The organism is Brevibacterium sp. NPDC056726 (genome assembly GCF_042790515.1).
Taxonomy (GTDB): Bacteria; Actinomycetota; Actinomycetes; order Actinomycetales; family Brevibacteriaceae; genus Brevibacterium; species Brevibacterium sanguinis.
On record NZ_JBHTYZ010000001.1, the window covers coordinates 516,168 to 541,362 of the forward strand.

Below are 25,195 nucleotides of genomic sequence, written 5' to 3' on the forward strand. Positions count from 1 at the left end.
GGGCGGGCGCAGCGATCGGCGGGGTGACCCCGCGGGCAGCTGCGCCGGATCGCCGACTCTTCTGCGCCTCAGCGATCTGCCACGCAGGGTTCTGCCACGCAGCGAGTTGCCCCGCCGGGCCCTCGGTGCGCCGACCGGATACGCGCCCCCTCCCCCTCAGCATCACCGAGACGATCCCCGAGACGAAAAAAGGGGGTGACGCAGACCTCCAAGAGTGATATTGTCATGACAAATAGTTTGTCCTGACAAAGATTGAGCACCCGCTCGGACTGCGTCAGACCACGGACTCACGGCAACGCCGCCGCACGGAAGGAACGGAAACGCCCATGCCCCAGGCACCCTCCTCGGAGCCGCAGACCACCACCGGCTCGACTGCGCCCTTCGACCTCGTCAGCATGGGTCGGATCGGCGTCGACATCTACCCCCTCCAGGACGGTGTCGGCCTCGCCGAGGTTGCGACCTTCGGCAAATACCTCGGCGGTTCGGCCTCGAACGTCGCCGTCGCCGCGGCCCGGTACGGGCTCGACTCGGCCGTCATCACCGCGACCGGCGACGATCCCTTCGGCCGCTACCTCAAGGCAGAGCTCACCCGCCTCGGCGTCGACAACCGCTTCGTCGGCACCGATCCCGAGCACAACACTCCGGTGACGTTCTGCGAAATCTTCCCGCCCGATGACTTCCCGCTCTACTTCTACCGCGACCCGATCGCCCCCGACCTCACGATCACCGAGGCCGACCTCGACCTCGCGGCGATCGCGCAGGCACGGATCTTCTGGGCCACCGTCACCGGGCTGAGCCGCGAACCGAGCCGGACGGCCCACCACGCCGCCTGGCAGGCGCGGGGCCGTGCCGAGCACACGATCCTCGACCTCGACTACCGCCCGATGTTCTGGTCCGATCCGGCCACCGCCACCGCCGAGGTGGGCCGTGCCCTCGAACATGTCACCGTGGCCGTGGGCAACCGCGAGGAGTGCGAGATCGCCGTCGGCGAGACCGATCCCGACCGTGCCGCCGACGCCCTGCTGGAACGCGGCATCGAACTCGCGATCGTCAAGCAGGGCCCCAAGGGGGTGCTCGCGAAGACCGCGAGCGAGCGCGTCGAAGTCCCGCCCTACCCCGTCGACGTCGTCAACGGCCTCGGCGCCGGGGACGGCTTCGGCGGTGCGCTCTGCTTCGGGCTGCTCGCCGGCTGGGACCTCGACTATCTCCTGCGCTTCGCCAACGTCGCCGGCGCCATCGTCGCGACCCGCCGCGAATGCTCGACCGCCATGCCCACGACCGCCGAGGTCACCGACGTCGTCGGAACCTCCCCGACCGCCTCGGCGAATGACACCACGACCCCCGCCGCCGCGACATCGAAGGACCGCTGATGCCGACCTCCACCCTCTCCCCCGCCGCGCTCGCCCGCCTCCGCGATGCCCGCTTCGACGACCCGGGCGCGATCTCCGCCGCCTGGTCGGCCCGGACGCGACGTCCGATCGGCGGCAGCGACTCCCGCCTCTTCATCGTCGCCGCCGACCATCCCGCCCGCGGCGCGAACAAGGTCGGCGACGAGCCGCTCGCGATGGCCGACCGCGCAGACCTCCTCGAGCGGCTCGCGACCGCACTGGCCCGCCCCGGCGTCGACGGAGTCCTCGCGACCCCCGACATCCTCGACGATCTCGCGTTCCTCGGCTGCCTCGAGAACCGGCTCGCCGTCGGCTCGATGAACCGCGGCGGGCTCGCCGGCTCCGGTTTCGAGATCGACGACCGCTTCACCGGCCACACCGCCGCCGGCATGGCCCGCGACGGCATCGACCTCGCGAAGACGCTCCTGCGCATCAGCCTCGGCGACCCGGCGACCGCCTCGGCGCTCGAAGCCAACGCCCACGCCATCAACGCATGTGCCGAGCACGACATCCCCGTCATGCTCGAGCCCTTCCTCAGCGAATGGGTCGACGGGAAGGTCCGCAACCTCCTCACCCCCGAGGCCGTCATCACCTCGATCGGCATCGCCCAGGGACTCGGCACCACCTCGGCGCACACGTGGCTGAAGATCCCCGTCGTCGACGACATGGAGCGCGTCCTCGCCGCGACGACCCTGCCGACCCTCCTCCTCGGCGGCGAGCGCTCGAACGACCCGGAGGCGACGTTCCGCAGCTGGGAGGCAGCGCTGGCACTGCCGGGAGTGCGCGGCCTCGTCATCGGCCGCTCGATCGTCTACCCTGCCGACGGCGACGTCGCCGGGGCCGTCGACCGCGCCGCCGCGCTCGTCCACGGATCCGAGAGGGCCACAGCATGACCAACGAATGGTTCCACCCCCGCGGAACGCTCGCCCGTGACGGCTTCGAATCGAACGTCGACGCGACGCTCGAGGGCTGGGCGCACACGGGACTGAAGATCGCCGACCTCGGCGGTCCGGTCCCCACGGAGACTGATGGCAGCGGGGACCGCGACGGCAGCATCGATCTGCCCGCCGAGGCGGTCGAGCGGGTCATCGTTCCGCTGAGCGGGGAGGCGTTCACCGTCGACTACGCCCTGGCCGACGGCACGACCGGAACGCAGGCGCTGACCGGCCGGCCCTCGGTCTTCCACGGTCCCGCGGACTGCCTCTATCTGCCCACGGGCACCTCGGCGAGCCTGCACGGGGTCGGTCGCCTCGCGGTCTGCGAGGCCCCGACGACGGAGACCCGCCCGGTCCAGTTCCTCACCGCCGCCGAGGTCCCCGTCGAACTCCGCGGTGCGGGCCGCTCGAGCCGCCAGGTCCACAACTTCGCGACCCCCGCGGGGCTCGACTGCGTGAAGATCATCGCGTGCGAGGTCATCACGCCGGCGGAGAACTGGTCGTCCTTCCCGCCCCACAAGCACGACGAGGCGATCACCGGGGAGGAGTCCCGCCTCGAGGAGATCTACTACTTCGAGACGGCCGTCTCCCGCGGTGTCGACGCCCCCACGTCCGCCGACCCGTTCGCCCTCTTCACGACCTATTCGTCCCCGGCCGGGGAGATCGAGACCTCTGCGATCGTGCGCACCGGCGACGTCGCCCTCGTCCCCTTCGGCTATCACGGGCCGCTCGCGGCCGCCCCCGGCTATGACAACTACTACCTCAACGTCATGGCCGGCCCCGACCCCGAGCGCGTGTGGCTCATCAGCGATGATCCGGCGCACGGCTGGGTGCGGGAGCAGTGGGAGGGCCAGGAGTTCGACGACCGGCTGCCCTATGGGCGTGAGACTGCAGATGCGACGGAGGAGAACTGAGATGACCACGACGATGACGGTCGCCCAAGCGCTGATGACCTTCCTCTCCCGCCAGTACACCGTCGACGGGGACATCCGGCAGCGGACGATCGCGGGCACCTTCGGGATCTTCGGCCACGGCAATGTCGCCGGCATCGGGCAGGCGCTGCGCCAGCTCGCCCACGACGACCCGGGGGCGATGCCCTACCACCAGGCCCGCAACGAACAGGCGATGGTCCACGAGTCCGTCGGCTTCGCGCGGATGAATCGGCGCCGGTCGACGTTCGCCTCGGCGGCCTCGGTCGGACCGGGGGCGGCGAACATGCTCACGGGCGCGGCCCTGGCCACCGCGAACCGGATGCCCGCCCTCCTCCTGCCCTCCGACACGTTCGCCACGCGGGTGGCCGATCCCGTTCTCCAGCAGCTCGAACACCCCCACGACACATCACTGCAGGTCACCGACGCGTTCCGGCCGCTGTCGCGGTTCTTCGACCGCGTCGACCGGCCCGAGCAGCTCTTCTCGATCGCCCTGGCCGCGATGCGCGTGCTCACCGACCCGGCGGAGACCGGTGCGGTGACGATCGCCCTGCCCGAGGACGTCCAGGCCGAGACCCTCGAGGTCCCCGAGGAGTTCCTCGCCGAACGCGACTGGCATCTGCGCCGGCCGCTGCCGGAGTGGGGGCCGCTCACCCGCGCGGTCGCGGCGATCGAGGAGGCGCAGACCCCGCTCATCATCGCCGGCGGCGGCGTCCTCTACTCCGGTGCCGAGGACGAGCTGCGCACCTTCGCCGAGGCGACGGGCATCCCTGTCGCCACCACCCAGGCCGGCGGCGGGGTGCTCGACTGGAATCATCCGCTCAACCTCGGCGGGATCGGGGCGACGGGGTCGACGGCCGCCAATCGGATCGCCGCCGAAGCCGATGTCGTCATCGGCATCGGCACCCGCTACAGCGACTTCACGACGGCCAGCCGCACGGTGTTCGGCCACCCGGACGTCCGCTTCGTCAATCTCAACGTCGCCGGCTTCGACGCGTTCAAGCACGGCAGCCGCTTCCCCATCGTCGCCGATGCCAGGGAGGGCATCCGCGGTCTCCGCGAGCACCTCGGCGATCATCGGGTGAGCACGGAGCTGCGGCGTCGGGTCGAGACCCAACGCGATGCGTGGACGGCGACGGTCGATGCCGCGGTGGCGCCGACGCCGGCCGCACTGCCGGGTCAGGCGGAGATCATCGGCGCGGTGAATCGCGCCGCCGGCCCCCGCGACGTCGTCATCCAGGCCGCCGGTTCCCTGCCCGGTGACCTGCAGAAACTCTGGCGCACCCGCAATCCCCTCGGCTACCACGTCGAGTACGCGTTCTCGTGCATGGGCTACGAGATCGCCGGCGGGCTCGGGGTGCGGCGCGCCATCGACGCCGCCGATGCGCTCGTCGCCGCAGCCGGTGACGACGGTTCGCCGGCCCCATCCGACGGCAGCGCCGTCGAGGCCGCGGACCGGAACGCGATCGTCATGGTCGGCGACGGCTCCTACCTCATGCTCCACACCGAGCTCGTCACCGCCGTCGCCGAGGGCCTCAAGCTCATCGTCGTCCTCGTCCAGAACCACGGGTACGCGTCGATCGGGCACCTCTCCGAGACCGTGGGCGCGCCCCGGTTCGGGACGTGGTACCGGAAGTACGACGCCGAGGCGACCGACTTCCGCACCGACGAGGTCCTCCCCGTCGATCTCGCCGCCAACGCCCGGTCCTACGGGATCGACGTCGTCGAGATCGCGCCGGGCCCGGACGCGAGCACCCGACTCGCCGAGGCGGTCGCCGCCGCCCGTGAGGCACCGACCTCGACGCTCATCCACATCGACTCCGACCCGCTCGTCTACGCCCCCGACGGCGAGGGCTGGTGGGACGTCCCCGTCGCCGAGACCTCGACGATGTCGGACACGCAGGCCGCCCGCGAGGAGTACGAGATCGCCGTGAAGAAGCAGAGGCCGCTGCTGTGACCGCTGCTGCTTCCGCGTCCACCGCTGCTGCGGCGATGAGCACGCCGACCACTGACCCGAACCGCACCCGAAGGACCACCGACATGACCACGACGACACCGACCGACTCCGCGCCTCGCCCCCAGACTCTGCGCATCGGCACGGCCCCGGACTCGTGGGGCGTGTGGTTCCCCGACCATCCCGGACAGGTGCCGTGGCAGCGCTTCCTCGACGAGGTCGCCGCTGCCGGCTACACGTGGATCGAGCTCGGACCCTACGGCTACCTGCCCACCGACCCCGCCCAGCTGCGCGAGGAACTCGAATCCCGCGGCCTCAAGCTCTCCGGCGGCACCGTCTTCACCGGCTTCCACAAGACCGACGACCAGTGGGGTCGTGCGTGGGCGCAGGTCGAGAAGATCGCGGCGCTGACGCAGGAGCTCGGCGGCGAGCACATCGTCGTCATCCCCGACCTGTGGCGCTCCGACGCCACGAGCGAGGTCCTCGAGCCGCGCACCCTCGACGCCGAGGGCTGGATGCGTCTGGCGGCCGGCCACGACCGTCTCGGTCGGGCGCTCGAGGAGGAGTTCGGCCTCCACCAGCAGTTCCACTCCCACGCGGACTCCCACGTCGGCACCCATTCGGAGGTCGAGCGGTTCCTCGAGCTCACCGATGAGGCGTACACGAACCTCTGTCTCGACACCGGCCACTTCTCCTACTACGGCGGGGACAACCTCAAGCTCATCGCCGACCATCCCTCACGGATCGGCTACCTCCACCTCAAACAGGTCGACCCGGTGAAGATCTTCGATGTCCTCAAGTCCGACACCCCGTTCGCCGAGGCGGTCGCCGACGGGATCATGGTCGAACCGAACCAGGGCATCCCTCCGCTCGATCCGATCATCGAAGCGATCGCCGGGCTGGCCCCGGACACCTTCGCGATCGTCGAACAGGACATGTTCGGCTGCAGCGTCGACGCGCCCTTCCCGATCGCCGAGCGCACGCTCTCGACGATCCTCACCTCCACCCCGGCCGCGGTCACCGACCGCTGAGCCGACCCACGACTCTGCACTGCAGCAGACGACCCGACCGAACTCAAGGAGAACCCCACCATGGCACAGCTGAACCCCACTGCCGACTTCCGCGTCGGAGTCGTCGGCGCCGGAATGATGGGCGCCGACCACATCAAGCGCATCGCCTCGTCGATCAGCGGGGCGACGGTCTCGGCCGTCATCGAACCCGATGAGGGGCGAGCGCAGGCCGCTCTCGCCAACGCCCCCGGGGCGCAGGCCTTCGCCCGCGTCGAGGATGCGATCGCCGCCGGTGCCGTCGACGGACTCCTCGTCGCCACCCCGGGATTCCTCCACGAGGCCGTCCTCCTGCCCGCCATCGAGGCGGGGCTGCCCACCCTGTGCGAGAAGCCGCTGACGCCGGACCCGGAATCCTCGTGGCGCGTCCTCGAAGCCGAGCAGGCGGGCGGGAGGAAGCTCATCCAGGTCGGCTTCATGCGCCGTTTCGACCCCGAGTACCGGCAGCTGCGCGAACTCATCGAGTCCGGTGACGACGGAGAGTTGCTCATGCTCCACTGCGCACACCGGAATGCGAGCGTGCCCGACGACTACGATCAGAACACGCTCATCGACGGGTCCGTGGTCCACGAGTTCGACATCGTGCCGTGGCTTGCGGGCTCACCGATCACGTCGATCGAAGTCAAGGAGACCAGGCGGAATCCGCTCACCCCCGATCGGCTGAGCGAACCGCTGCTTGTGCTCATCGGACTCGAGAACGGTGTCCTCGTCGATGTCGAGATCAACGTGAGCATCCAGTTCGGCTACCAGGTGACGACAGAAGCCGTCTTCTCCGAAGGCATCGCGCGCATCGGTGATCCCACGGGTCTGCAGAACTGGCACAGAGGCCGGTCGTCGATCACCGAGCACGCTGACTTCACCACTCGCTTCGCGACCGCCTACGCCGCCCAGGTTCAAGCCTGGGTCGACGCGGCCCGCCGCGGGGAGATCGCCGGGCCTTCCGCCTGGGACGGCTACCGTGTCGCCGTGGCATGCGGCGCGGGAGTCGCCGCAATGCGCGACGGACAGCTCCACACCGTCGACGTCCCGGAAACGCCAGCGTTCTACGCGTGAGGAGCCGATCATGAAGCTCGCCTACGACCCTACCCCGCTGCACCACACGCACCGGCTGCTCGACTTCGCGGCCGCGACCGCCGACCTGGGGTTCGAGCACATGCAGCTGACTCCGCATCCGGACTTCGCGACGCACTTCCGCTACCCGAAGATGGACAGGGAACTCATCGCCCGGTTCGCTCGCAGCGTCGACGCCGCTGGCATCACCGTGCCCGCCCTGCTGCCTGTGCAACGGATCGCCTGGCCGGATGAGGCGAAGAGGGAAGCGGCGGTGAGGAACTTCCTCCGGGTCATCGAGATCGCCGTTGACCTCGGAGTGGAGACGATCAACACCGAGTTCAGCGGCCGCCCCGAGTCCTTCGAGGAGTCCGAGGAGTCGTTCTACCGGTCGATGGATGAGATCCTGCCCGTCATCGAGCGGGAGGGGCTCAGGCTCAACTTCGACCCGCATCCCGACGACTTCGTCGAGGACGGGCATGAGGCGTGGCGGGTGCTGCGCGGCCTCGACTCGGAGGCGATCGGCTTCGTCTACGTCGCCCCGCACACCTTCCACTACGGCGACTGCCTCGACACCCTCGTGCCCGAACTCGGCGATCGCCTGCGGGCCGTCTACATCTCCGACGCCTTCGACCACCGGGCCTCGCATGGGCTGCGGTACATCGCGAACCCGCCGACCACCTCGGCGCGGGTGCACCAGCACCTCAAGGTCGGTGACGGGGACGTCGATTTCGATGCCCTCTTCGGCCGCCTCGGCGAGGCGGGGTTCCTCGACCGGCCCGATGCGCTCATCGTCTCCAACGTCTTCGGGGAGAACGAGAACAACGACGCGGTCAGCCGGTTCCAGAAGACGACGATCGACGACCTCGTCGCCCGGTACGGAGGCGATGCCGATTGACGACCGCACGCTCGATCTGATCGCCTCGGGCCGCTCGCTGCAGCCTCGGCGCTGACCATTCGACCACGCACTACCTGACCCCATCAGCCCTGTTCCCTGCGGGACCGCATCCGCGGTTCCGTCCCCAACCATTGCTCGAAACCAGAAGCGGCGCCGCACAGGCGCCCGGACGCACGTCATTCGAAGGAGAGTGAACGCCATGAGCGGACAACAGAAATCCCTGGTGGACCTGCCCCCGGACACGAAGGGGCCGCACACCTCGCGACTGGGCATCATCGCCGTCGTCGCGACGTTCGGCGGCCTGCTCTTCGGCTACGACACGGGCGTCGTCAACGGCGCCCTCGAGCCGCTCACCCAGGACTTCGGACTGACCCCGCGCACCGAGGGACTCGTCGTCAGCTTCCTCACGATCGGCGCGGCCTTCGGCGCGGTCATCGGCGGCAGGCTCTCCGACGCCTACGGACGGCGCTCGAACATCCTCGGACTCTCGCTGTTCTTCATCGTCGGGACGCTGGCGTGCGCGCTCGCACCGAACTGGCAGTTCCTCGCCGGTGCCCGCTTCGTCCTCGGTCTCGCGGTCGGCGCGGCCTCGACGACAGTGCCCGTCTACCTCGCCGAGCTCTCGCCGTTCGAGAAGCGCGGTTCGCTCGTCACCCGCAATGAGGTGATGATCGTGTCGGGTCAGTTCGCGGCCTTCGTCATCAACGCGATCATCTTCAACATCTGGGGTGAGCACGACGGAGTCTGGCGCTACATGCTCGCTGTCGCCGTGCTGCCAGCGATCGCCCTGCTCATCGGCATCCTCTTCCTTCCCGAGAGTCCTCGCTGGCTCATCTCGAAGCACCGCGACGATCAGGCCTTCGACGTCCTCAAGCAGGTGCGGTCGACCGAACGCGCCGAGGCGGAGATGAAGGAGGTCGAACTCCTCGCCGAACAGGAGGAGAAGTCGAAGACCGGTGGCCTCTCCGATCTCGCCTCGAAGTGGGTGCTGCGACTCGTCGTCATCGGCATCGGCATCGGCGTCGCCTCACAGCTCTCCGGCATCAACGCTGTCATGTACTACGGCACCCAGCTGCTCACCGATGCCGGCTTCTCCGCCGACGCGGCGATCGTGGCGAACACGCTCAACGGACTTGCATCGGTCCTCGGCATCACCGTGGGCATCATGCTCATCAACCGGCTGCCGCGACGGAGAATGCTCATCGGCGGATTCATGCTCACCACGTTCTTCCACATCCTCATCGGTCTCTCCGCCGCTTTCCTCCCGGAAGGCCAGTTCAAGGCCTACGCGATTCTCGTCTTCGTCATTCTCTTCGTCTTCTCGATGCAGGGCACGATCGGGCCGCTGACCTGGCTCATGCTCTCGGAGATCTTCCCGCTGAAGATCCGGTCGTTCGCGATGGGCATCTGCGTCTTCGCACTGTGGATGGCCAACGCGGCCGTCGCACAGTTCTTCCCACCGGTCGTCGCATCGCTGGGCATCTCTGCGACGTTCTTCCTGCTGGCCGGCTGCGGCGTGCTCGCGCTCATCTTCCTCATTGCGATGCTGCCGGAGACCCGAGACAAGACACTCGAGGATCTCGAGGAGGAGTTTCGCACGAAGTACGGGCAGTGAGCCGTGCGGACCGCCGAAGCCCACAGAGGTATTCGCATCCTCCGCGCGGGCGGTTGACCAGGTGCTGTTCCACACCCCATCAGCGAGAATGAACGGTGACTACCTCTGCCGGCACTACCCGCCCGGCGCACCCACCCCGATCAGACCCACCCCGACCAGAAGGAGAAGCCATGGCCATCATGGTGGCAGTTCCGGACAACCAGACCGCCGAGGCGGCGCTGACGGCAGCGATCAGCGAAGCCCGGCATTTCGACACCGGCCTCATCGTCATTCCGCTCGGCATCCAGTCGACGTTCGACACGACGACGCTCGACGCCTCGGAGGTGCCTTACGAACTCGTCGACCGGCGCGGGCGCGGTGACCGTGATCCCGCCGATGCAGTCCTCGACGAACTCGATGCCCGATCCGATGTCTCGCGCCTCGTCATCGGCATGAAGCGCCGGTCCCGCGTCGGCAAGGCGCTCATGGGGTCGGTGAGTCAGCGCCTCCTGCTCGACTCCCCGGTGCCCGTGCTCGCCGTGAAGATCGGGGAGGAGAACTGACGGGGATACGACACCCCTACTCCGCGTCCCACAGCTCGCGGTAGTACCGGATCCTCTTCTCGTCGGGGGCGATGCCGTAGGCGTCCCAGAAGACCGCCTCGTCGAAGGAGTCGTAGTTCCAGCCGAACGACATCGTCGCCACCGCGAGGTCGGCCCAGCGGTCGGCGACACCGAGGCGCTGCATGTCGACGTGCCCGACGAAGCGGCCGGCCGCATCGAGCAGGGTGTTCGGGGCACACGGGTCGCCGTGGCAGACGACGAGGCGGTCGATCTCCGGAGTCGGGCTGAGAGTGCTCGCCCGTTCGGTCGTCGCGGCGCGCAGTCGGTCCGCGACGGACCACGTCCACGGGCAGTCGTCGACGGGCAGATCGTGAAGGCGGCGCAGCCCTTCGCCGATGGCGGCGATGGCGGTGTTCGCTCGCTCTTTGTTCTCGGCGGCGACCGCGTTGGCGCCGGGGATCGCTTCGGTGATGAGGAATTCGGCGTCGCCTCGGCGGACATAGTCGATGACGCGCGGGACGGGATGCCGGAGGGTCAGCCACTCGAGCTTCTCCTTTTCGAGTGCGAGATCCTCACTGCTCGGCAGCGGGTTGCGCTTGAGGTACCGGAGACGGGTGCCGTCTCCCGCCGCGTCACCGTCGAAGCGCACCGTCACTCCTCCGGCCTCATTGAGCCAGATCGGTTCGGGGTCCGGGCCGGTGAACTCGAGGATATCGGTCGGCAGCGCGAAGTCGGCGGGGACCGTCGAGGCAAGCGTCACCGGCACGTCCCGCATGGGTTCGCGGTTGTCGGCGTCATCCATGCGGCTCCCGTGAACACATCAAACGTGCCTCCCGACCCGTGCCTGTCAGGTCCCATCTTCGCCTCTCAGGACTCGCCATGACCGCCGAGCGGGCTTCGGCGCTTCCGCCGATCGGGACTCGGAACCACCACTGATCGGGCTTCGGCCGATGCAATCGACGAAGGCCCCTCACCGGATGTTTCACCTGGTGAGAGGCCTTCTGTGGTGCGCCATGAGGGATTCGAACCCCCAACCTTCTGATCCGTAGTCAGATGCTCTATCCGTTGAGCTAATGGCGCATGTCGACCGGGCGTCCGCCCTGCAACTCGAACAACTATACACAGGATGTTCACCCGACCTCAAATCCCCGGCAGTGCCCTTCGCCACAGTTTTCGCGAGGCTCGGGATGCGCAGCCGCGGCAACCCTCAATCCGCGACGCCTGCGTCGAACGCCCCGTGATCATCAGTCGTTCTCCGCGAACCACCCCTGCGGACAATCGTGACCCTCGGGTGACCCGGCCGGCGGGAAACGCCGGACAAACGGGTGGGCGAACAACCTCGGCGAGGTGAACGGTGATGCAATTTTCAACGAAAGTCAGGATCTGCAACTATCCGTCATTGCTGTGAAAAAATACGTCACTCAAATGACGCATTTGCGTCAGCGACCTCGTCTTTGTGGCCCAATGCACATCTTCGGTTGCCGAAAACCGGTGAACTCCGCCTCTGCCGCCACCCTACCGTGGTTGTGTAACCACCGCTCGACATCCTCCCCAATGTCGTCAAACCCCGATCGACCAGGAGACCACTCATGACAGTCCTCGACCATGACGTCGTCGCTGACCAGCTGAAGAACGCACCGACGAAGAACGAGAAGGTGCTCTCGTTCGTCAGCCGGATCGCCCACCTCACGACCCCCGACGACATCGTCTGGATCGACGGCTCCGAAGGCCAGAAGGCCCTCATCACGCAGCAGCTCGTCGACGCCGGGACGCTCGTGGCCCTCACCGGCACGAAGGACTCCTACTACGCAGCGTCGGACCCCGAGGACGTCGCCCGCGTCGAGGACCGCACCTACATCTGCTCGGTCGATGAGAAGGATGCCGGCGCACTCAACAACTGGGTCGCCCCCGCTGAGATGAAGCAGACCCTCAACGGTCTCTTCGAGGGCTCGATGCGCGGACGCACGATGTACGTCATCCCGTTCGTCATGGGCCTCGCCGAGGCGGACCAGCCGATGTTCGGCATCGAGGTCACCGACTCGCCCTACGTCGTGCTCTCCATGCTCATCATGGCTCGCTCGGGCAAGTACGCCCTCGATGCGATCGACGCGCAGAACGCGGACTTCGTCGAGTGCGTCCACTCCGTCGGCGCCCCGCTCGCCGAAGGCGAAGAGGACGTCGCCTGGCCGAACAACTCGACGAAGTACATCACCCACTTCCCGGAGGAGCGCTCGATCTGGTCGTTCGGCTCCGGCTACGGCGGCAACGCGCTGCTCGGCAAGAAGTGCTACGCGCTGCGCATCGCCTCGGCGATCGCCCATGACGAGGGCTGGCTGGCCGAGCACATGCTCATCCTCAAGCTGACGAACCCGCAAGGGCAGGTCAAGTACATCGCCGCGGCGTTCCCGTCGGCCTGCGGCAAGACGAACCTCGCGATGATCGAGCCGACGATTCCCGGCTGGAAGGCCGAGACCCTCGGCGACGACATCGCCTGGATGCGCTTCGGCGACGACGGCCAGCTCTACGCCGTCAACCCCGAGTTCGGCCTCTTCGGCGTGGCGCCGGGCACCGGCTACTCGACGAACCCGACCGCGATGCACGCGATCGAGGCCGGTGGCAACATCTTCACGAACGTGGCGCTCACCGATGACGGCGACGTGTGGTGGGAGGGCAAGACCGACGAGAAGCCCGCGCACCTCACCGACTGGCGCGGCAACGACTGGACTCCGGACTCGGAGACCCCGGCCGCCCACCCGAACTCGCGCTTCTGCACCCCGATCTCGAATGTGCCCACGCTCGCTCCCGAGTGGCAGAACCCCAACGGAGTGCCGATCTCGGCGATCCTCTTCGGCGGACGCCGCAAGACGACGATGCCGCTCGTCACCGAGACGCGCGACTGGAACCACGGTGTGTTCATGGGCTCGGTGCTCTCCTCGGAGACCACCGCCGCCGCCACCGGCGCTGTCGGCGTCGTCCGCCGCGATCCCATGGCGATGCGGCCGTTCATCGGCTACAACGTCGGCGACTACCTCCAGCACTGGCTCAACATCGGCCAGACCGACGGTGCGAAGCTGCCGAAGATCTTCTACGTCAACTGGTTCCGTCGCGACGACGACAACTCGTTCCTGTGGCCCGGATTCTCGGAGAACTCGCGCGTGCTCAAGTGGGTCTTCGAACGCGTCAACGGCACCGTCGACGCCGCTGAGTCCCCGCTCGGCTTCACCCCGACCGAAGACGGCCTCGACACCGAGGGCCTCGACTTCACCGAGGAGCAGCTGCGCAAGGCGCTCGCGATCAAGCCCGAGGAGTGGGAGACCGAGCTCGCCTCGATCGAGGAATGGTACGCCGAACTCGGCGATTCGGTGCCCACCGAACTCCGCGCCGAGGTCGACAAGCTCCGCGAGCACCTGAACCTCGCCTGAGGCTGAGCTCCTGACGACGTCGGCTGAAAGCTTCGCCCTCGCCGTCGGCTGAGGGCTTCGAGCTCGTCGTCTGAGACGACCGATCCCCCGATCACCGCCGAGGTGGTCGGGGGATCGTCGCATTCACCCGGGGGTTCGCTACGGCGGCGAAGGGCTGGGGCGGCGACCGGAGCGGGCGCGCAGAGTGGCACAGTGCAGTGCGGATCAGAGTAGTGCAGTTCAGAGCGGTTCGGGCGGGGCGTCTGCGGCCCGAAGCTATCCCGCACCCGGAGCCCGACAAACACCGCCTGCACGGGGAGGATTTTACGCTCCACCGATGACGCAGCGAGCCACGGGTAGTGCGTGCAGCTGCGGGTTGTGCGAGGGGCTGCGAGTTGCGCGCGACGCTCAGGGAACGGGATGCTTCCGCCCCGAAGCTACCCCGTACCCGGAGCTCGATAGACACCGCCTGCACGGGGAGGATTCCGCGCTCCACCGATGACGTAGCGAGCCTCGGGTAGTGCGTGCCGCGGCGGGTTATGTATGCCGCTGTGGGTTGTGCGTGCGGCTGCGGGTGGTGCAAGAGGCTGCGCAGGACGGGCCAGGGACGCGCGGGGCTGCGAGGAGTGCGAAAGTCGGCCGAGCGCACCTGCGCTCCGGCGCGGCTGGCGTCCGGGGTCCCGCTGCCCGCCTACTGTCCGGCGCTGGCGCCGGCGAACCGGCGGTGTGGCCCCGGCGGCGGTGCGCTCAGCCTCCGTTGAGTGCCGGGACGATGAGGTAGACGCCGTAGAGGACGAGGAGGCCGCAGACCCCGAAGACCGCCCAGTAGCCGAGCTTGAGCAGCGGATTGGGATGCCCCTCCGCGATCTGGTCGATGTGCACGGCGCGCATGCGCACGGCAGTCGAGAACAGCCCGATGACGACGAGCGAGGACACCCACGTCGCAATGGCGACAACGGCGAAGGAGCTCCATTCGATCATTTCGCGTCTCCCTTGTCCTTCGAAGCGTCCGGGCCGACTGCATCAGCCCCGGTCAGATCGGCGGCGTCAGTGCCGTCGGTTCGATCTGAGCCGCGCGCACCGGCATCAGCCACGCCGACACCGGCCCGGTCAGCAACGGCACCGTCAGCAGCGGCACCGTCCGCACCGACACCCGGACCGACACCAGCACCAGATCCGGCACCGCCACCGTTCCCCGCGACCCCGCGGCGTGCCTGCGCCTTGCGCGCCTGCTTCGCGGCGGCCTTCTGCTCCATCGCCTCGGTGCGGGCCTCACGCTTGGCCGCGGCGCGCTTGCGGTTGCGGTCCTGGCGGAGCTTGCGCTTGCGACCGCGGACGTTGACCGCCTCGCCGACGGTGTCGAAGTTCGAGATCTCGGTCTCCTTCGCCCGCCGCGAGCTGAGGTAGATCCACAGCACGACGGCGACGGCGACGGCCGTGTCGACGAGGACGCCGAAGAGGCCGAAGTACGCGACGCCGGCAGCCGCGGCACCGACGATGCCGGCGGCCGGGATCGTCAGCAGCCAGCCCGAGGCGATCCGCCCGGCCGTCGACCAGCGGACGTCGGCGCCCTTGCGGCCGAGACCGGACCCGAGCACCGACCCGGAGGCGACCTGGGTCGTCGACAGGGCGAAGCCGAGGTGCGAGGAGGCGAGGATCGCCGCGGCCGTCGAGGTCTCGGCGGACAGACCCTGCGCGGGCTTGACGGTGGTGAGCTTCGTGCCGAGCGTGTCGATGATGCGCCACCCGCCGACGTACGTGCCGAAGGCGATCGCGAACGCACACGTGACGATGACCCAGAACTGCGGGCCGGTGCCGCCCTCCTGCAGGTTCGCGGAGATGAGGACGAGGGTGATGACGCCCATCGTCTTCTGCGCGTCGTTCGTGCCGTGGGCGAGCGCGACGAGCGAGGAGCTGAAGATCTGCCCGTACTTGAACGGCGCCCGGTGCGCGGTCTGACCGTCACCGTTGCGCCGCGTGATGTAGTAGGCCAGGCGCGTGCACATGTAGGCGCTGACGCCGGCGATGAGCGGGGCGGCGATCGCGGGGATGACGACCTTGGAGAGGAAGACGCCGAAGTCGACGGAGTTCACGCCCGCGCCGACGATGGCCGCACCGATGAGACCTCCGAAGAGCGCATGCGACGACGAGGACGGCAGACCGAAGCGCCAGGTCGCCATGTTCCAGATGATCGCGCCGATGAGGCCGGCGAGGATGAACTCGGGAGTGATCTGGACTCCCCCATCGCCCTCTTTGATGATCCCGCCGGAGATCGTCTTCGCCACCTCGGTGGAGAGGAAGGCCCCGATGAGGTTGAGGATCGCGGCGAGGGTGACGGCGGCCTTCGGCTTGATCGCACCGGTGGCGATGGGCGTCGCCATCGCATTGGCCGTGTCGTGGAAGCCATTGGTGAAGTCGAAGAACAGCGCCAGTGCCACGACGAGCACGACAACGAAGAAGATTTCCACTCAGCGACCTTGGATGTAGACACTATGAGGACGGGAGACGGCCGGGCCGACAGACTGCGACCTCAACCAGGTGCGAGTCTACAGCGTCCGAAGTCTGAACTTCACCCACTTTTCAGTGTCCGGCAACCCAGTTCATCCTGCGTTCATCTCCCAACTGGACAAACAGCGGAGCAAACGGTCCGACTGTATCAGCTTTCACATCCAGGGAGGTTGTCGCCCCGACCTCACCGAGGCGGTCGCCCGGACCTCGCCGAGGCGGCCGACCGGTGATCCGGCCGGCCGCCTTCCAGCGGCGGCTCAGTCGACGTAGCGGTCGGCGATGCTGAGCGCCTCATCGAGCACCGCGAGGCCCGCGCGCACCTCGGCGTCCGGGGTGTTGAGCGGCGGGACGATGTGGATGCGGTTGAAGTTCGCGAACGGGAGTACCCCGCCGGCCTTGAGCGCGGCGATGACCTCGTTCATCTCCGGCGAGCTGCCGCCGTACGCGGCCAGCGGCTCCTTCGTCTCCCGGTTGCGGACGAGTTCGACCGCCCAGAAGCAGCCCATGCCGCGGACATCGCCGACCGAGGGATGCCGGGACGCGAGTTCCTGCAGGGTCGGTCCGATCACCTCGGCGCCGAGGCGGTCGGCATTCTCGACCATCCCCTCCTCCCGCATCGCTCCGATCGTCGCGACGGCCGCCGCGCACGCGAGCGGATGCCCCGAGTACGTCAGCCCGCCGGGGTAGGCGCGGTCGCGGAAGGTCTCGGCGATCGCCGCGGAGATCGCGACCCCGCCGAGCGGCACATACCCGGAGTTGACCCCCTTCGCGAAGGTGATGAGGTCAGGGGTGACACCCCAGCGGTCGACGGCGAACCAGCGGCCCGTGCGGCCGAATCCGGCCATCACCTCGTCGGCGATGTAGACGATGCCGTGCTTCGCGGTGAGCTCGCGGACTCCCTCGAGGTACCCGGCGGGCGGTCCGTAGATGCCGGCGGTGCCGGGCACGGTCTCGAGGACGAGAGCAGCGATGTTCGCCGGTCCCTCGAGGACGATGAGGTCCTCGAGATGGCGCAGGGCCCGCTCCGTCTCCTCCGCCTCGGTGGTCGCCCCGAAGTACGAACGGTACTGGTAGGCGGGCATGAAGTGGACCACGCCCTCGGCCGAGTAGTCGTTGGGGAACCTCCGCGGGTCGCCGGTGACGTTGACGGCGAGCTGCGTGCCGCCGTGGTAGCTGCGATAGGCCGAGAGCACCTTCGTCCGACCGGTGTGCAGGCGGGCCATGCGGATCGCATGCTCGTTCGCGTCGGCCCCGCCGTTGGTGAAGAACACGTGGTCGAGGTCGCCGGGGGTGAGCTCGGCGATGAGTCGCGCCGCCTCGGAGCGGGCGTCATTGACGTGCTGCGGGGCGATCGTGCACAGCCGCGCCGCCTGCTCCTGGACGGCGGCGACGACCTTCGGATGCTGATGTCCGATGTTCGTGTTGACCAGCTGCGAGGAGAAGTCGAGGAGCTTCCGCCCCTCCCCGTCCCAGACGTGCGAGCCCTCCGCCGCAACGACGGTCATCGGGTCGAAGGCGCCCTGCGCCTGCCACGAGTGGAAGACGTGCCGGCGATCGAGGTCGTACGCGCGACGTCCGGCGGCGAGCTGATCGGCGGTGACCGCTGAGGTGGGGGCCGCCTCGGCGGGGGTGGTCGGGGTGTCTGCACTGTCGATGGTCGTCGTCATCGTCGTGTCCTTGTCAGTCGTGGGTCGGGAAGCCGAGGTTGAGTCCGCCGTGGCTGGGATCGAGCCAGCGGGAGGTGACGACCTTGCCGCGGGTGAAGAAGTGGACGCCCTCGTCGCCGTAGGCGTGGGTGTCGCCGAAGAGGGAGTTCTTCCAACCGCCGAACGAGTAGTAGCCGACGGGGACGGGGATCGGAACGTTGACGCCGACCATCCCGACCTCGACCTCCCGTTCATAGCGGCGGGCGGCGCCGCCGTCGTTCGTGAAGATCGCGGTGCCGTTGCCGTAGGGGTTGGCGTTGATGAGGTCGAGGCCCTCGTCATAGCCGGGGACCCGGACGACGGAGAGCACCGGCCCGAAGATCTCGTCGGTGTAGATCGACATGTCAGGGGTGACATTGTCGAAGAGAGTCGGATTGAGGAAGAACCCGTCCGCGGGCACGTCATCACGCCCGTCGAGGACGACGGTGGCTCCCGCCTCGGCGCCGGCATCGATGTACCCGGACACCTTGTCGCGGTGGGCGGCGGTGATGAGCGGGCCCATGTCCGGCTCGTCCCGACCGTCGCCGACGCGCAGGGTGCGGGTGCGTTCGGCGATCTTCGCCACGAGCTCATCGGCGATCGAGTCGACGGCGACGACGACGGAGATCGCCATGCACCGCTCCCCGGCAGCGCCGTACCCGGCGTTGACGGCGGCGTCGGCGGCGAGGTCGAGGTCGGCGTCGGGGAGGACGAGCATGTGGTTCTTTGCACCGCCGAGCGCCTGCACCCGCTTGCCGGACGCGGTGCCCGTCTCGTAGACGTAGCGCGCGATCGGGGTCGACCCGACGAAGGACACCGAGGCGACGTCCGGGCTGGTCAGGAGCGTGTCCACGGCTTCCTTGTCGCCGTGGAGGACGTTGAACACACCGTCGGGGAGGCCGGCTTCCTGCCAGAGTTCGGCGAGCCAGTTCGCCGCACTCGGGTCCTTCTCGCTGGGCTTGAGGACGACGGTGTTGCCGGCGGCGATGGCGATGGGGAAGAACCACATCGGCACCATCGCCGGGAAGTTGAACGGCGAGATGATCGCGGCGACGCCGAGCGGCTGACGCAGCGAGTGGACGTCGACGGTCGAGGAGACGTTCTCCGAGAAGCCGCCCTTGAGGAGGCCTGCGATGCCGCACGCGAATTCGACGACCTCCTGGCCGCGGGCGATCTCGCCCATGGCATCGGAGAGCACCTTCCCGTGTTCGGCGGTGATGATCTCGGCGAGTTCGGCCTTGCGGGAGTTGAGCAGCTCCCGGAAGGCGAAGAGGATCGCGGTGCGCTTGGCCAGCGAGGTGTCGCGCCAGCCGGGGAAGGCGGCCGCGGCTGCAGCGATCGCGGCGTCCGCGGTGGCCTTGTCGGCGAGTGCGACCTCACCGGTGACCTGTCCGGTGGCCGGGTTCGTCACCTCGCCGAGGCGGGTGTCCGCCCCGAGGGTCTCGGGGCGGCCGTTGATCCAATGGGCGATGGCGGGCATGAGGGGGTTCCTTCGACGTCGACGGCAGAGGTGCGTCCTCTCATCATCGTCGCCGAGGCGGTGCGACGTCAGTGTCAGAGTGTCAGCTTCAGTGTGCTTAGATTTACACTGTGTCAATGACGATCGATGACGAACTGAGCGCGGGGCACACCGCGGTGACGGCTGAGCCCGACCAAGGCGGTGGCCTCGTCGTCGCCGATGTGCTCGGCTTCGGGGAGATCCGTTCCGGCAGCCCCGAGATCCTGTCCGGCGGCGAGCGTCTCGACCGCCCGGTCCGGTGGATCCACATCGCCGATGCGCCCGAGGTCGAACAGTTCCTCGAAGGCGGAGAGCTCGTGCTCACCACGGCGCAGACGTTCCGTCAGTCGGCACCGGCGATGGCGCAGTTCCTCGATCAGCTCGAGCACGCCGGCGCCGCCGGGGTCGTCGTCGAGCTCGTCAACGACGACTCGACGCCCGATGATGCCGCCGCCACGGTGCTCCGCGCCGCCGCTGCGGACCGGAGCCTGCCCGTCATCTGCCTGCGGCGTCGGATCAAGTTCGTCCGCATCACCGAGCTCGCGCATCGGGCGCTGCTCGGCCAGCAGCTCGGTCGTCTCGAACGCGCCCGGGAGATCCACGAGACGTACACCCAGCTCAGTCTCGAGCGGGCAGAGGTCGGGGTCATCGTCGCGCGCACGGCCGCCCTCCTCGGCGCTCCCGTCATCCTTGAGGACGTCGGCCACCGGGTGCTCGCGCATGCCGGGGACGGGTCGGAGGCCCTCGCCGCCCAGTGGAGGGATCTCGTCGTCGAGACGGGCGCCGGACGCGCGGAGACCGGTGACCGCGCGGAGTCCGGTGACCGCCTCGGTGCGAGCTCGTCGGCGCTCGCTGGTCACCTCGGTGTCGACAGGCGATGGCATTCGGTGCCCGTGGGCCTGCGCGCCCGCCGTTGGGGCCGCCTCGTCGTGCCGGGAATCACGCACGCCGCTGTGCCGGATGTCGAACAGATCGTCGAGCGCGCGGCGCAGGCGCTCACGCTCACCAGGATGGCCGAACGCGATGAGCGTGACCTCGTGCTGCAGGCGCAGAGCGGTTTCGTCCGGGAGATCCTCGATGCGCGCCACGTCGACGAGGACGAGGTGCGGGTCCGCGCGCGGTCGCTCGGCTTCGATCCGCCCGCGAGAGCCCGTCTCGTTCCGGTCGTCGTGCGCATCGACCATGACCCGGCGGCCGATCCGACGCGGATTCAGCTGTGGGAGCGCGCTGTCATCGCGGAGGTCACTGAGGCGACCGCTCAGGCCGACATTGCCGCCGTCTCCGCCCAGCTGCAGTCCGGTTCGTTCGGCCTCATCCTCGCGCTGCCCGGCCGTCGTGACGAGACGAAGGTCCTCGACCGCGTGTTCTCCGCGATGCCCGACCTCGATGTCATGTGGACCGTGGGCGTCGGACGCAGCGACGTGTCGCTCATCGCGGCCATCGGCAGGCTGCCCACCGCCGCGCAGGTCGCCGAGGTGGCCTCGACGCTCGAGGTCCGCGAGCAGCTCTTCTACCGTTCTGCCGATGTGCGGCTGCGCGGTCTGCTCGCCGTGCTCGGTGAGGACTCGCGCCTGCGGGCCTTCGCCGAGGGCGAGCTCGGGCCGCTGCTCGACGGGGATGACGAGATGCTCGATTTCCTCGACCTCGTCCTCACCCACGGAGGGAACAAGTCGGCGCTCGCGCGGGCAGGGTTCCTCTCCCGCCCCGCCCTCTACGCGCGGTTGGCGAAACTCGAGGAGCGCCTCGGCGTCTCCCTCGACGATGCCGAGTCACGGACCGCGCTCCACGTCGCCCTGCTGTGGTGGCGGATGCACGCACGGTGAAGCGCGGACGCTCGTTGACGACTCATCTCAGCGAAGCTCAGACCGTGAGGACGCGTCCGGTGATGTTGCCTTCGACGGACCTCACGAACGCGGTAGCGACCTCTTCGTCGGACACCGGCGTCATCCCGGCGAACGCATCGTGGAAGTGCGGAGAGTTGGCCAGGACGTTGGGGCTCACAGCGTTGATCCGGATGCCGCGCGGCAGCTCGGGGGCTGCTGCCATGACGAAGGACTCGATTGCCCCGTTGGCCATCGCCGCCGCAGCGGCCGTCGGGACGGACTCGCGGGACAGGACTCCGGTCGTCAGGGTGATCGATCCCCCGTCGCGCACCGTGTCGACGCCTTGGGTGACGAATTCTAGCTGCCCGAGGACCTTCGAGGTGAAGGCACTGGCGTAGTCGTCTCGCGTGAGTTCGGTGACCGGCTTGAAGGGCACGGATCCGGCTGCCACGACGATGGCGTCGACCGGTCCCACCTCGGCGAGGAACGAACGGATCGATTCCGGATCGGCTGTATCGACTCCGGGGTCAGTGGAGCGGGACGCGGCAATGACCTCATGCCCACGGGCCGCGAGTCCGGCCGCGGCGACCCCGCCGACGTGACCTCCGGCTCCGATGACGATGATCTTCACGATTGACTCTCTCTCAGTTCACGTGCGTGTCCCTCGGTCGCCGGGACCGTCGCCTCACTGGGGCGCCGGCCGACTCCCGTTGGCTGATCGCTCCAGACTAGACCCCGGCACTGACGCGACGATCCCGGCAAGCAGCAGGTCGAGGCCGGCGATGAACTGCTCACGATCATCGTGGTCGCGAAAGTCTGCGGACACGCGGTGGAGGAAGGGATGCGTCCGGTCATCCATCTGCTCCCATTCCGCGGCGCGCTTCTCCAGCCATTCGGCCTGCGACTTCCCTCCGGCCGCGGACCGTGCGTTGCGTGCCATCTGGGCAGCGACCCCGAGGACGTAGTTGAGGATCGCCGTCGCCTGGTAGAACTGCGCGTCTCGGGCCACCCCCGCCTCGTCGAGGAGGGTGCCGATGCGATCGAGGGCCGTGAGCAGACTCGGCGCCGAGGCGGCTCCGGCCAGGATCACCCCGGCCCACGGATGCGCGTCGAGCGCGTCGAAGAGGCTCACCGCGATCCCTCGAACGGCGGCGATAGGCTCCGGGGTCGGTGCCGAGCCGCCCTCGCCTGCCACTCCGGACTCGCCTGCCGAACCGGCCTCCTCCGCGGCGGCGGCGAGCACGGCATCGCACGCGAGCGCGAGCAGACCGCTGCGATCCCCGACGTGCCAGTAGATGGATCCGGGTCCCGTGTGCAGGCGCGCCGCGAGCGCCCGCACGGTCAATCCGGGCTCCCCCGCTTCATCGAGCAGGTCGATGGCGGCGGCGACGATCGCCGAGCGGGTCAGCGAATCGCTCTTCGGACGACGTCCGGACGGTCGAGAGGAATTCATACTCACCATCTTGACACAAATGGATCACCGTTCCACTGTTAGAGAATGGAACAACGATCCAATAAGCAGCGTCCACTCACCCCGCCGCCGACCTCACCGACCTCAGCTCCCAACCAGACCGCAGATCCCGATACGACTGCACATCCACGCCCGCACTCCCTGCGCGGCGCTTGGCTCGCCCTCCTCGGGCTCTCTGCCGTCTTCCTCATCGAAATGCTCGACACCTCGGTACTCAATGTTGCCCTGCCGACGATCGCGACCGACCTCTCCGCGAACGCCTCGCAGCTGCAGTGGGCGTCGGGGGCCTATGCGCTCGTCTTCGGCGGACTCATGCTCGCCTTCGGGGCCATCGCCGACCGGTTCGGTCGCCGCCGCGTCATGCTCATCGGTCTGAGCCTCTTCGGGCTCGCGAGCGCAGCGGTCGTCCTCGTCACCACCCCGATCGGGCTCATCGTCGTGCGCGTGCTCATCGGAGTCGCCGCCGCAATGACGGCCCCCGGCGCGATGGCACTGTCGTTCCGGCTCTTCGACGAGGATGCCTTGCGTGTGCGCGCCACCGCACTGATCTCCACGGTCGGCCTCGTCGGACTCGCCATCGGCCCGACGCTGGGCGGCCTTCTCCTGGCAGTCGCACCGTGGCCGGCCCTGCTGCTCATCAATGTGCCGATCGCCGTGCTCGCGCTCGTCGGGGTCCGCTTCGGCATCGCCGCCGACGATCCCACCGAACTCCATCGCGTCCCCATCGACATCCTCGGCGCGCTTCTTGGCACTGTCGCCGTCATTGCGACCCTGCTCTCGCCCACCCTGTTCGTCGACCTCGGGGCGCAGGATCCGCGGCCGTGGATCATCGCGATCGCAGCACTGCTCGGGATCGGCGCGTTCATCGTCCGCGAACGACACACCAGCCACCCACTCGTCGATCCAGCGCTCATCCGCCGACCCGCGGTCTCGCTGGGCCTGACCTATCAGGCAGCACTCGGGCTGGCCACGGCAGGACTCGGCTACACCGTGACCCTGCAGCTGCAGCTCGCGTGGGGATGGCCGCCGGCCCTGGCCGCGCTCGGCTCACTCCCCCAGGTGCTCACGATGATCCTCATCGGCCCGTTCGTCGACAAGGTCATCCGCCGCGTGGGCATGGAACGGGCCGGGCACCTCGGCGCCGGTGCTGTCGTCATGGGCCTTGTTCTCTACGCGGCCGTCGGGCACGTCCACTACGTGTGGATCGCCGTATCCCTCGTCCTCGTCGCCGCCGGCATGCGGGTGGTGATGATCGCCGCGACGATCAGCGTCATGCGGGGTCTGCCGAAGGACAGGACGTCGATCGGTGCCGCGCTCAACGACACTGCGCAGGAGATCGCCTCGGGCATCGGCATCGCCGTGACCGGCACGGTCATCGCCGCTGCCGTCGCCGGATCGCTCACCGCTTCACGGTGGACCGCGTCTCAGGCGAGCGCTTTCGAGGGCGCAGTGACGATCGGCACTTTTGCGCTCGCAGTCGGCGCAGCCGCCCTCATCGTTTGTGCGAATCTCCGTGTCGCGCGAACAGCGCAGACGAGCACCCCCGAGCACGATACCCCTGAGCAGGAGACCGACAGGGCCCGTGCGGGTTCGCAGCCTGAGGAGCCAGCGGAACGATGACGTGAGACATCGACTGAACGATGACGTGAGACATCAGGTGAAGAACCGGAACGATGTCGTGAGACATACCCGGGTCAGAAAAGAGAAATGTGCCGCGACATCGAGTGAACGATGTCGCGACACATCACAGCGCGGAGCCGGTGGGATTTGAACCCACGGTCCCCAGTTCAAGGGACTTCACCTTAGCAGGGTGACGCTTTCGGCCGCTCAGCCACGACTCCAGATTTCGGCCCGAGATCTCGCGCATTCCGCGAACCTCGGCACCACAGTTCAGACTGCGAGCACCAGCCTATGCGAAAGGAAGCTCCGAGAGCAAAGTTCGCGCGCACGGAGTGGCCTTGATCATACGAGCTGACCTCAGATCGCCCGAGATGCCGCACGTTGAGGCAGTTTCCCAGGTCATCGCTGATCCGAATACCAGCATTCATCAATGTACCGGCGTAAAATCATAGTGATGTGACCCGTGATCTGCGCTTCGACACGCCCCATTCGTTCGCACATCGCTGGGTACGTCTGCGCCGCTGACCAGGCGTCAAGGGCCCGAGATGCGACGTACGAGAAGAGCAACAAGGAGTAGAGAACTTGCCAGAGTTTCCCCCTGACAAGAGAGGACCTCAGGGGAGCGACCCTGATTCCTCCTCCGCCGGTCGCCGTCTCCGTGCCTCGTCCCGTCCCCGTTTCCGCGGTGAAGCCGCCGCCAGCTCGACCGAGAATTCCGGTTCCGCTCCGTCGCCGAACACCCCAGCCTCTCCCCCACAGCCTCCGTCCGCTGCGCACAAGGACGCTCCGAACCTCTCGCTCAATCAGTCGC

19 protein-coding genes and 2 tRNA genes are annotated in these 25,195 nt (G+C 68.3%); 12 read left to right on the forward strand and 9 right to left on the reverse strand.

The window, feature by feature from the left end:
- Positions 1-326 precede the first annotated feature (326 nt).
- The 9 genes from iolC to ACFQ91_RS02390 all read left to right on the forward strand — a co-directional run bounded on the left by iolC (position 327) and on the right by ACFQ91_RS02390 (position 10,378).
- The gene (gene iolC / locus ACFQ91_RS02350) at positions 327-1,370 is read left to right on the forward strand and encodes a 5-dehydro-2-deoxygluconokinase (protein WP_232623717.1); all 1,044 of its coding nucleotides are present in this window, start codon (positions 327-329) and stop codon (positions 1,368-1,370) included.
- Positions 1,370-2,281, forward strand: a complete 912-nt coding sequence (locus ACFQ91_RS02355; RefSeq protein ID WP_198499721.1) for a class I fructose-bisphosphate aldolase — start codon at positions 1,370-1,372, stop codon at positions 2,279-2,281. Before iolC ends, ACFQ91_RS02355 begins: the two co-directional genes overlap by 1 nt.
- A complete protein-coding gene (gene iolB, locus ACFQ91_RS02360; RefSeq protein ID WP_376870237.1) occupies positions 2,278-3,237 on the forward strand; it encodes a 5-deoxy-glucuronate isomerase in 960 nt (319 codons plus the stop codon). Before ACFQ91_RS02355 ends, iolB begins: the two co-directional genes overlap by 4 nt.
- Position 3,238: 1 nt before the next feature.
- Positions 3,239-5,209 carry a 3D-(3,5/4)-trihydroxycyclohexane-1,2-dione acylhydrolase (decyclizing) gene (locus tag ACFQ91_RS02365; RefSeq protein WP_376870240.1) on the forward strand — a complete coding sequence of 657 codons (1,971 nt, stop codon included), beginning with the start codon at positions 3,239-3,241 and terminating at the stop codon, positions 5,207-5,209.
- Between the two features lie 83 nt (positions 5,210-5,292).
- Complete coding sequence (locus ACFQ91_RS02370) at positions 5,293-6,237, forward strand: sugar phosphate isomerase/epimerase family protein (protein WP_376870243.1); 945 nt, start codon at positions 5,293-5,295, stop codon at positions 6,235-6,237.
- A 60-nt stretch (positions 6,238-6,297) separates the two neighbouring features.
- On the forward strand, positions 6,298-7,326 hold the full coding sequence (locus ACFQ91_RS02375; protein ID WP_376870246.1) for a Gfo/Idh/MocA family protein: 1,029 nt from the start codon (positions 6,298-6,300) through the stop codon (positions 7,324-7,326).
- A gap of 10 nt (positions 7,327-7,336) precedes the next feature.
- Positions 7,337-8,221: a sugar phosphate isomerase/epimerase family protein gene (locus tag ACFQ91_RS02380; RefSeq protein ID WP_376870249.1), complete on the forward strand. Its 885-nt coding sequence runs from the start codon at positions 7,337-7,339 to the stop codon at positions 8,219-8,221.
- A gap of 199 nt (positions 8,222-8,420) precedes the next feature.
- Positions 8,421-9,836 (forward strand): sugar porter family MFS transporter, encoded by a 1,416-nt coding sequence (locus ACFQ91_RS02385; protein WP_376870252.1) that lies wholly within the window; start codon positions 8,421-8,423, stop codon positions 9,834-9,836.
- A 170-nt stretch (positions 9,837-10,006) separates the two neighbouring features.
- Positions 10,007-10,378, forward strand: coding sequence for a universal stress protein (locus tag ACFQ91_RS02390; protein WP_376870255.1), 372 nt, complete (start codon positions 10,007-10,009; stop codon positions 10,376-10,378).
- Between the two features lie 16 nt (positions 10,379-10,394).
- Here the strand turns inward: ACFQ91_RS02390 and ACFQ91_RS02395 are convergent, their stop codons facing one another.
- Together ACFQ91_RS02395 and ACFQ91_RS02400 are read right to left on the reverse strand one after the other, a co-directional pair.
- Positions 10,395-11,180: an aminoglycoside 3'-phosphotransferase gene (locus ACFQ91_RS02395; RefSeq protein ID WP_376904024.1), complete on the reverse strand. Its 786-nt coding sequence runs from the start codon at positions 11,178-11,180 to the stop codon at positions 10,395-10,397.
- A gap of 202 nt (positions 11,181-11,382) precedes the next feature.
- Positions 11,383-11,458 (reverse strand) — tRNA-Arg (locus ACFQ91_RS02400).
- Between the two features lie 509 nt (positions 11,459-11,967).
- Between ACFQ91_RS02400 and ACFQ91_RS02405 the strand changes: the two genes are divergently transcribed.
- Positions 11,968-13,800, forward strand: coding sequence for a phosphoenolpyruvate carboxykinase (GTP) (locus ACFQ91_RS02405; protein ID WP_376870261.1), 1,833 nt, complete (start codon positions 11,968-11,970; stop codon positions 13,798-13,800).
- A gap of 726 nt (positions 13,801-14,526) precedes the next feature.
- Here the strand turns inward: ACFQ91_RS02405 and ACFQ91_RS02410 are convergent.
- From ACFQ91_RS02410 to ACFQ91_RS02425, 4 genes are all read right to left on the reverse strand, one after another.
- The gene (locus ACFQ91_RS02410) at positions 14,527-14,760 is read right to left on the reverse strand and encodes a hypothetical protein (RefSeq protein ID WP_376870264.1); all 234 of its coding nucleotides are present in this window, start codon (positions 14,758-14,760) and stop codon (positions 14,527-14,529) included.
- Positions 14,757-16,247: an anion permease gene (locus ACFQ91_RS02415; protein ID WP_376870267.1), complete on the reverse strand. Its 1,491-nt coding sequence runs from the start codon at positions 16,245-16,247 to the stop codon at positions 14,757-14,759. The genes ACFQ91_RS02410 and ACFQ91_RS02415 overlap by 4 nt, the downstream gene beginning before the upstream one ends.
- Before the next feature lie 297 nt (positions 16,248-16,544).
- Complete coding sequence (locus ACFQ91_RS02420) at positions 16,545-17,954, reverse strand: aspartate aminotransferase family protein (protein WP_376870270.1); 1,410 nt, start codon at positions 17,952-17,954, stop codon at positions 16,545-16,547.
- 13 nt (positions 17,955-17,967) lie between these two features.
- Positions 17,968-19,452 (reverse strand): CoA-acylating methylmalonate-semialdehyde dehydrogenase, encoded by a 1,485-nt coding sequence (locus ACFQ91_RS02425; protein ID WP_376870273.1) that lies wholly within the window; start codon positions 19,450-19,452, stop codon positions 17,968-17,970.
- Positions 19,453-19,568: 116 nt separating this feature from the next.
- Here ACFQ91_RS02425 and ACFQ91_RS02430 point away from each other — a divergent pair, with 116 nt between their 5' ends.
- Positions 19,569-21,293 carry a PucR family transcriptional regulator gene (locus tag ACFQ91_RS02430; RefSeq protein ID WP_376870276.1) on the forward strand — a complete coding sequence of 575 codons (1,725 nt, stop codon included), beginning with the start codon at positions 19,569-19,571 and terminating at the stop codon, positions 21,291-21,293.
- Positions 21,294-21,330: 37 nt separating this feature from the next.
- Here the strand turns inward: ACFQ91_RS02430 and ACFQ91_RS02435 are convergent, their stop codons facing one another.
- Together ACFQ91_RS02435 and ACFQ91_RS02440 are read right to left on the reverse strand one after the other, a co-directional pair.
- Positions 21,331-21,924 carry a short chain dehydrogenase gene (locus tag ACFQ91_RS02435; RefSeq protein ID WP_198499735.1) on the reverse strand — a complete coding sequence of 198 codons (594 nt, stop codon included), beginning with the start codon at positions 21,922-21,924 and terminating at the stop codon, positions 21,331-21,333.
- Positions 21,925-21,978: 54 nt separating this feature from the next.
- A complete protein-coding gene (locus ACFQ91_RS02440; protein WP_198499736.1) occupies positions 21,979-22,746 on the reverse strand; it encodes a TetR/AcrR family transcriptional regulator C-terminal domain-containing protein in 768 nt (255 codons plus the stop codon).
- Positions 22,747-22,791: 45 nt separating this feature from the next.
- On the opposite strand from ACFQ91_RS02440, the gene ACFQ91_RS02445 reads away from it, so the two are divergent.
- Entirely contained in the window at positions 22,792-24,384 is a 1,593-nt protein-coding gene (locus tag ACFQ91_RS02445; RefSeq protein ID WP_198499737.1) for an MFS transporter, read from the forward strand.
- 132 nt (positions 24,385-24,516) lie between these two features.
- On the opposite strand, the gene ACFQ91_RS02450 is transcribed toward ACFQ91_RS02445, so the two are convergent.
- A tRNA-Ser gene (locus ACFQ91_RS02450) sits at positions 24,517-24,605 on the reverse strand.
- Positions 24,606-25,195 lie beyond the last annotated feature (590 nt).

Bases quoted from the DNA above. Each gene is read 5' to 3' on its own strand.
- ACFQ91_RS02410 (WP_376870264.1), bottom strand. From the start codon at position 14,760: ATGATCGAATGGAGCTCCTTCGCCGTTGTCGCCATTGCGACGTGGGTG.
- iolC (WP_232623717.1), top strand. From the start codon at position 327: ATGCCCCAGGCACCCTCCTCGGAGCCGCAGACCACCACCGGCTCGACT.
- ACFQ91_RS02375 (WP_376870246.1), top strand. From the start codon at position 6,298: ATGGCACAGCTGAACCCCACTGCCGACTTCCGCGTCGGAGTCGTCGGC.
- ACFQ91_RS02440 (WP_198499736.1), bottom strand. From the start codon at position 22,746: ATGAATTCCTCTCGACCGTCCGGACGTCGTCCGAAGAGCGATTCGCTG.
- ACFQ91_RS02370 (WP_376870243.1), top strand. From the start codon at position 5,293: ATGACCACGACGACACCGACCGACTCCGCGCCTCGCCCCCAGACTCTG.
- ACFQ91_RS02430 (WP_376870276.1), top strand. From the start codon at position 19,569: ATGACGATCGATGACGAACTGAGCGCGGGGCACACCGCGGTGACGGCT.
- ACFQ91_RS02420 (WP_376870270.1), bottom strand. From the start codon at position 17,954: ATGACGACGACCATCGACAGTGCAGACACCCCGACCACCCCCGCCGAG.
- ACFQ91_RS02445 (WP_198499737.1), top strand. From the start codon at position 22,792: ATGGAACAACGATCCAATAAGCAGCGTCCACTCACCCCGCCGCCGACC.
- ACFQ91_RS02380 (WP_376870249.1), top strand. From the start codon at position 7,337: ATGAAGCTCGCCTACGACCCTACCCCGCTGCACCACACGCACCGGCTG.
- ACFQ91_RS02365 (WP_376870240.1), top strand. From the start codon at position 3,239: ATGACCACGACGATGACGGTCGCCCAAGCGCTGATGACCTTCCTCTCC.
- ACFQ91_RS02355 (WP_198499721.1), top strand. From the start codon at position 1,370: ATGCCGACCTCCACCCTCTCCCCCGCCGCGCTCGCCCGCCTCCGCGAT.
- ACFQ91_RS02405 (WP_376870261.1), top strand. From the start codon at position 11,968: ATGACAGTCCTCGACCATGACGTCGTCGCTGACCAGCTGAAGAACGCA.
- ACFQ91_RS02390 (WP_376870255.1), top strand. From the start codon at position 10,007: ATGGCCATCATGGTGGCAGTTCCGGACAACCAGACCGCCGAGGCGGCG.
- iolB (WP_376870237.1), top strand. From the start codon at position 2,278: ATGACCAACGAATGGTTCCACCCCCGCGGAACGCTCGCCCGTGACGGC.
- ACFQ91_RS02385 (WP_376870252.1), top strand. From the start codon at position 8,421: ATGAGCGGACAACAGAAATCCCTGGTGGACCTGCCCCCGGACACGAAG.
- ACFQ91_RS02425 (WP_376870273.1), bottom strand. From the start codon at position 19,452: ATGCCCGCCATCGCCCATTGGATCAACGGCCGCCCCGAGACCCTCGGG.
- ACFQ91_RS02395 (WP_376904024.1), bottom strand. From the start codon at position 11,180: ATGGATGACGCCGACAACCGCGAACCCATGCGGGACGTGCCGGTGACG.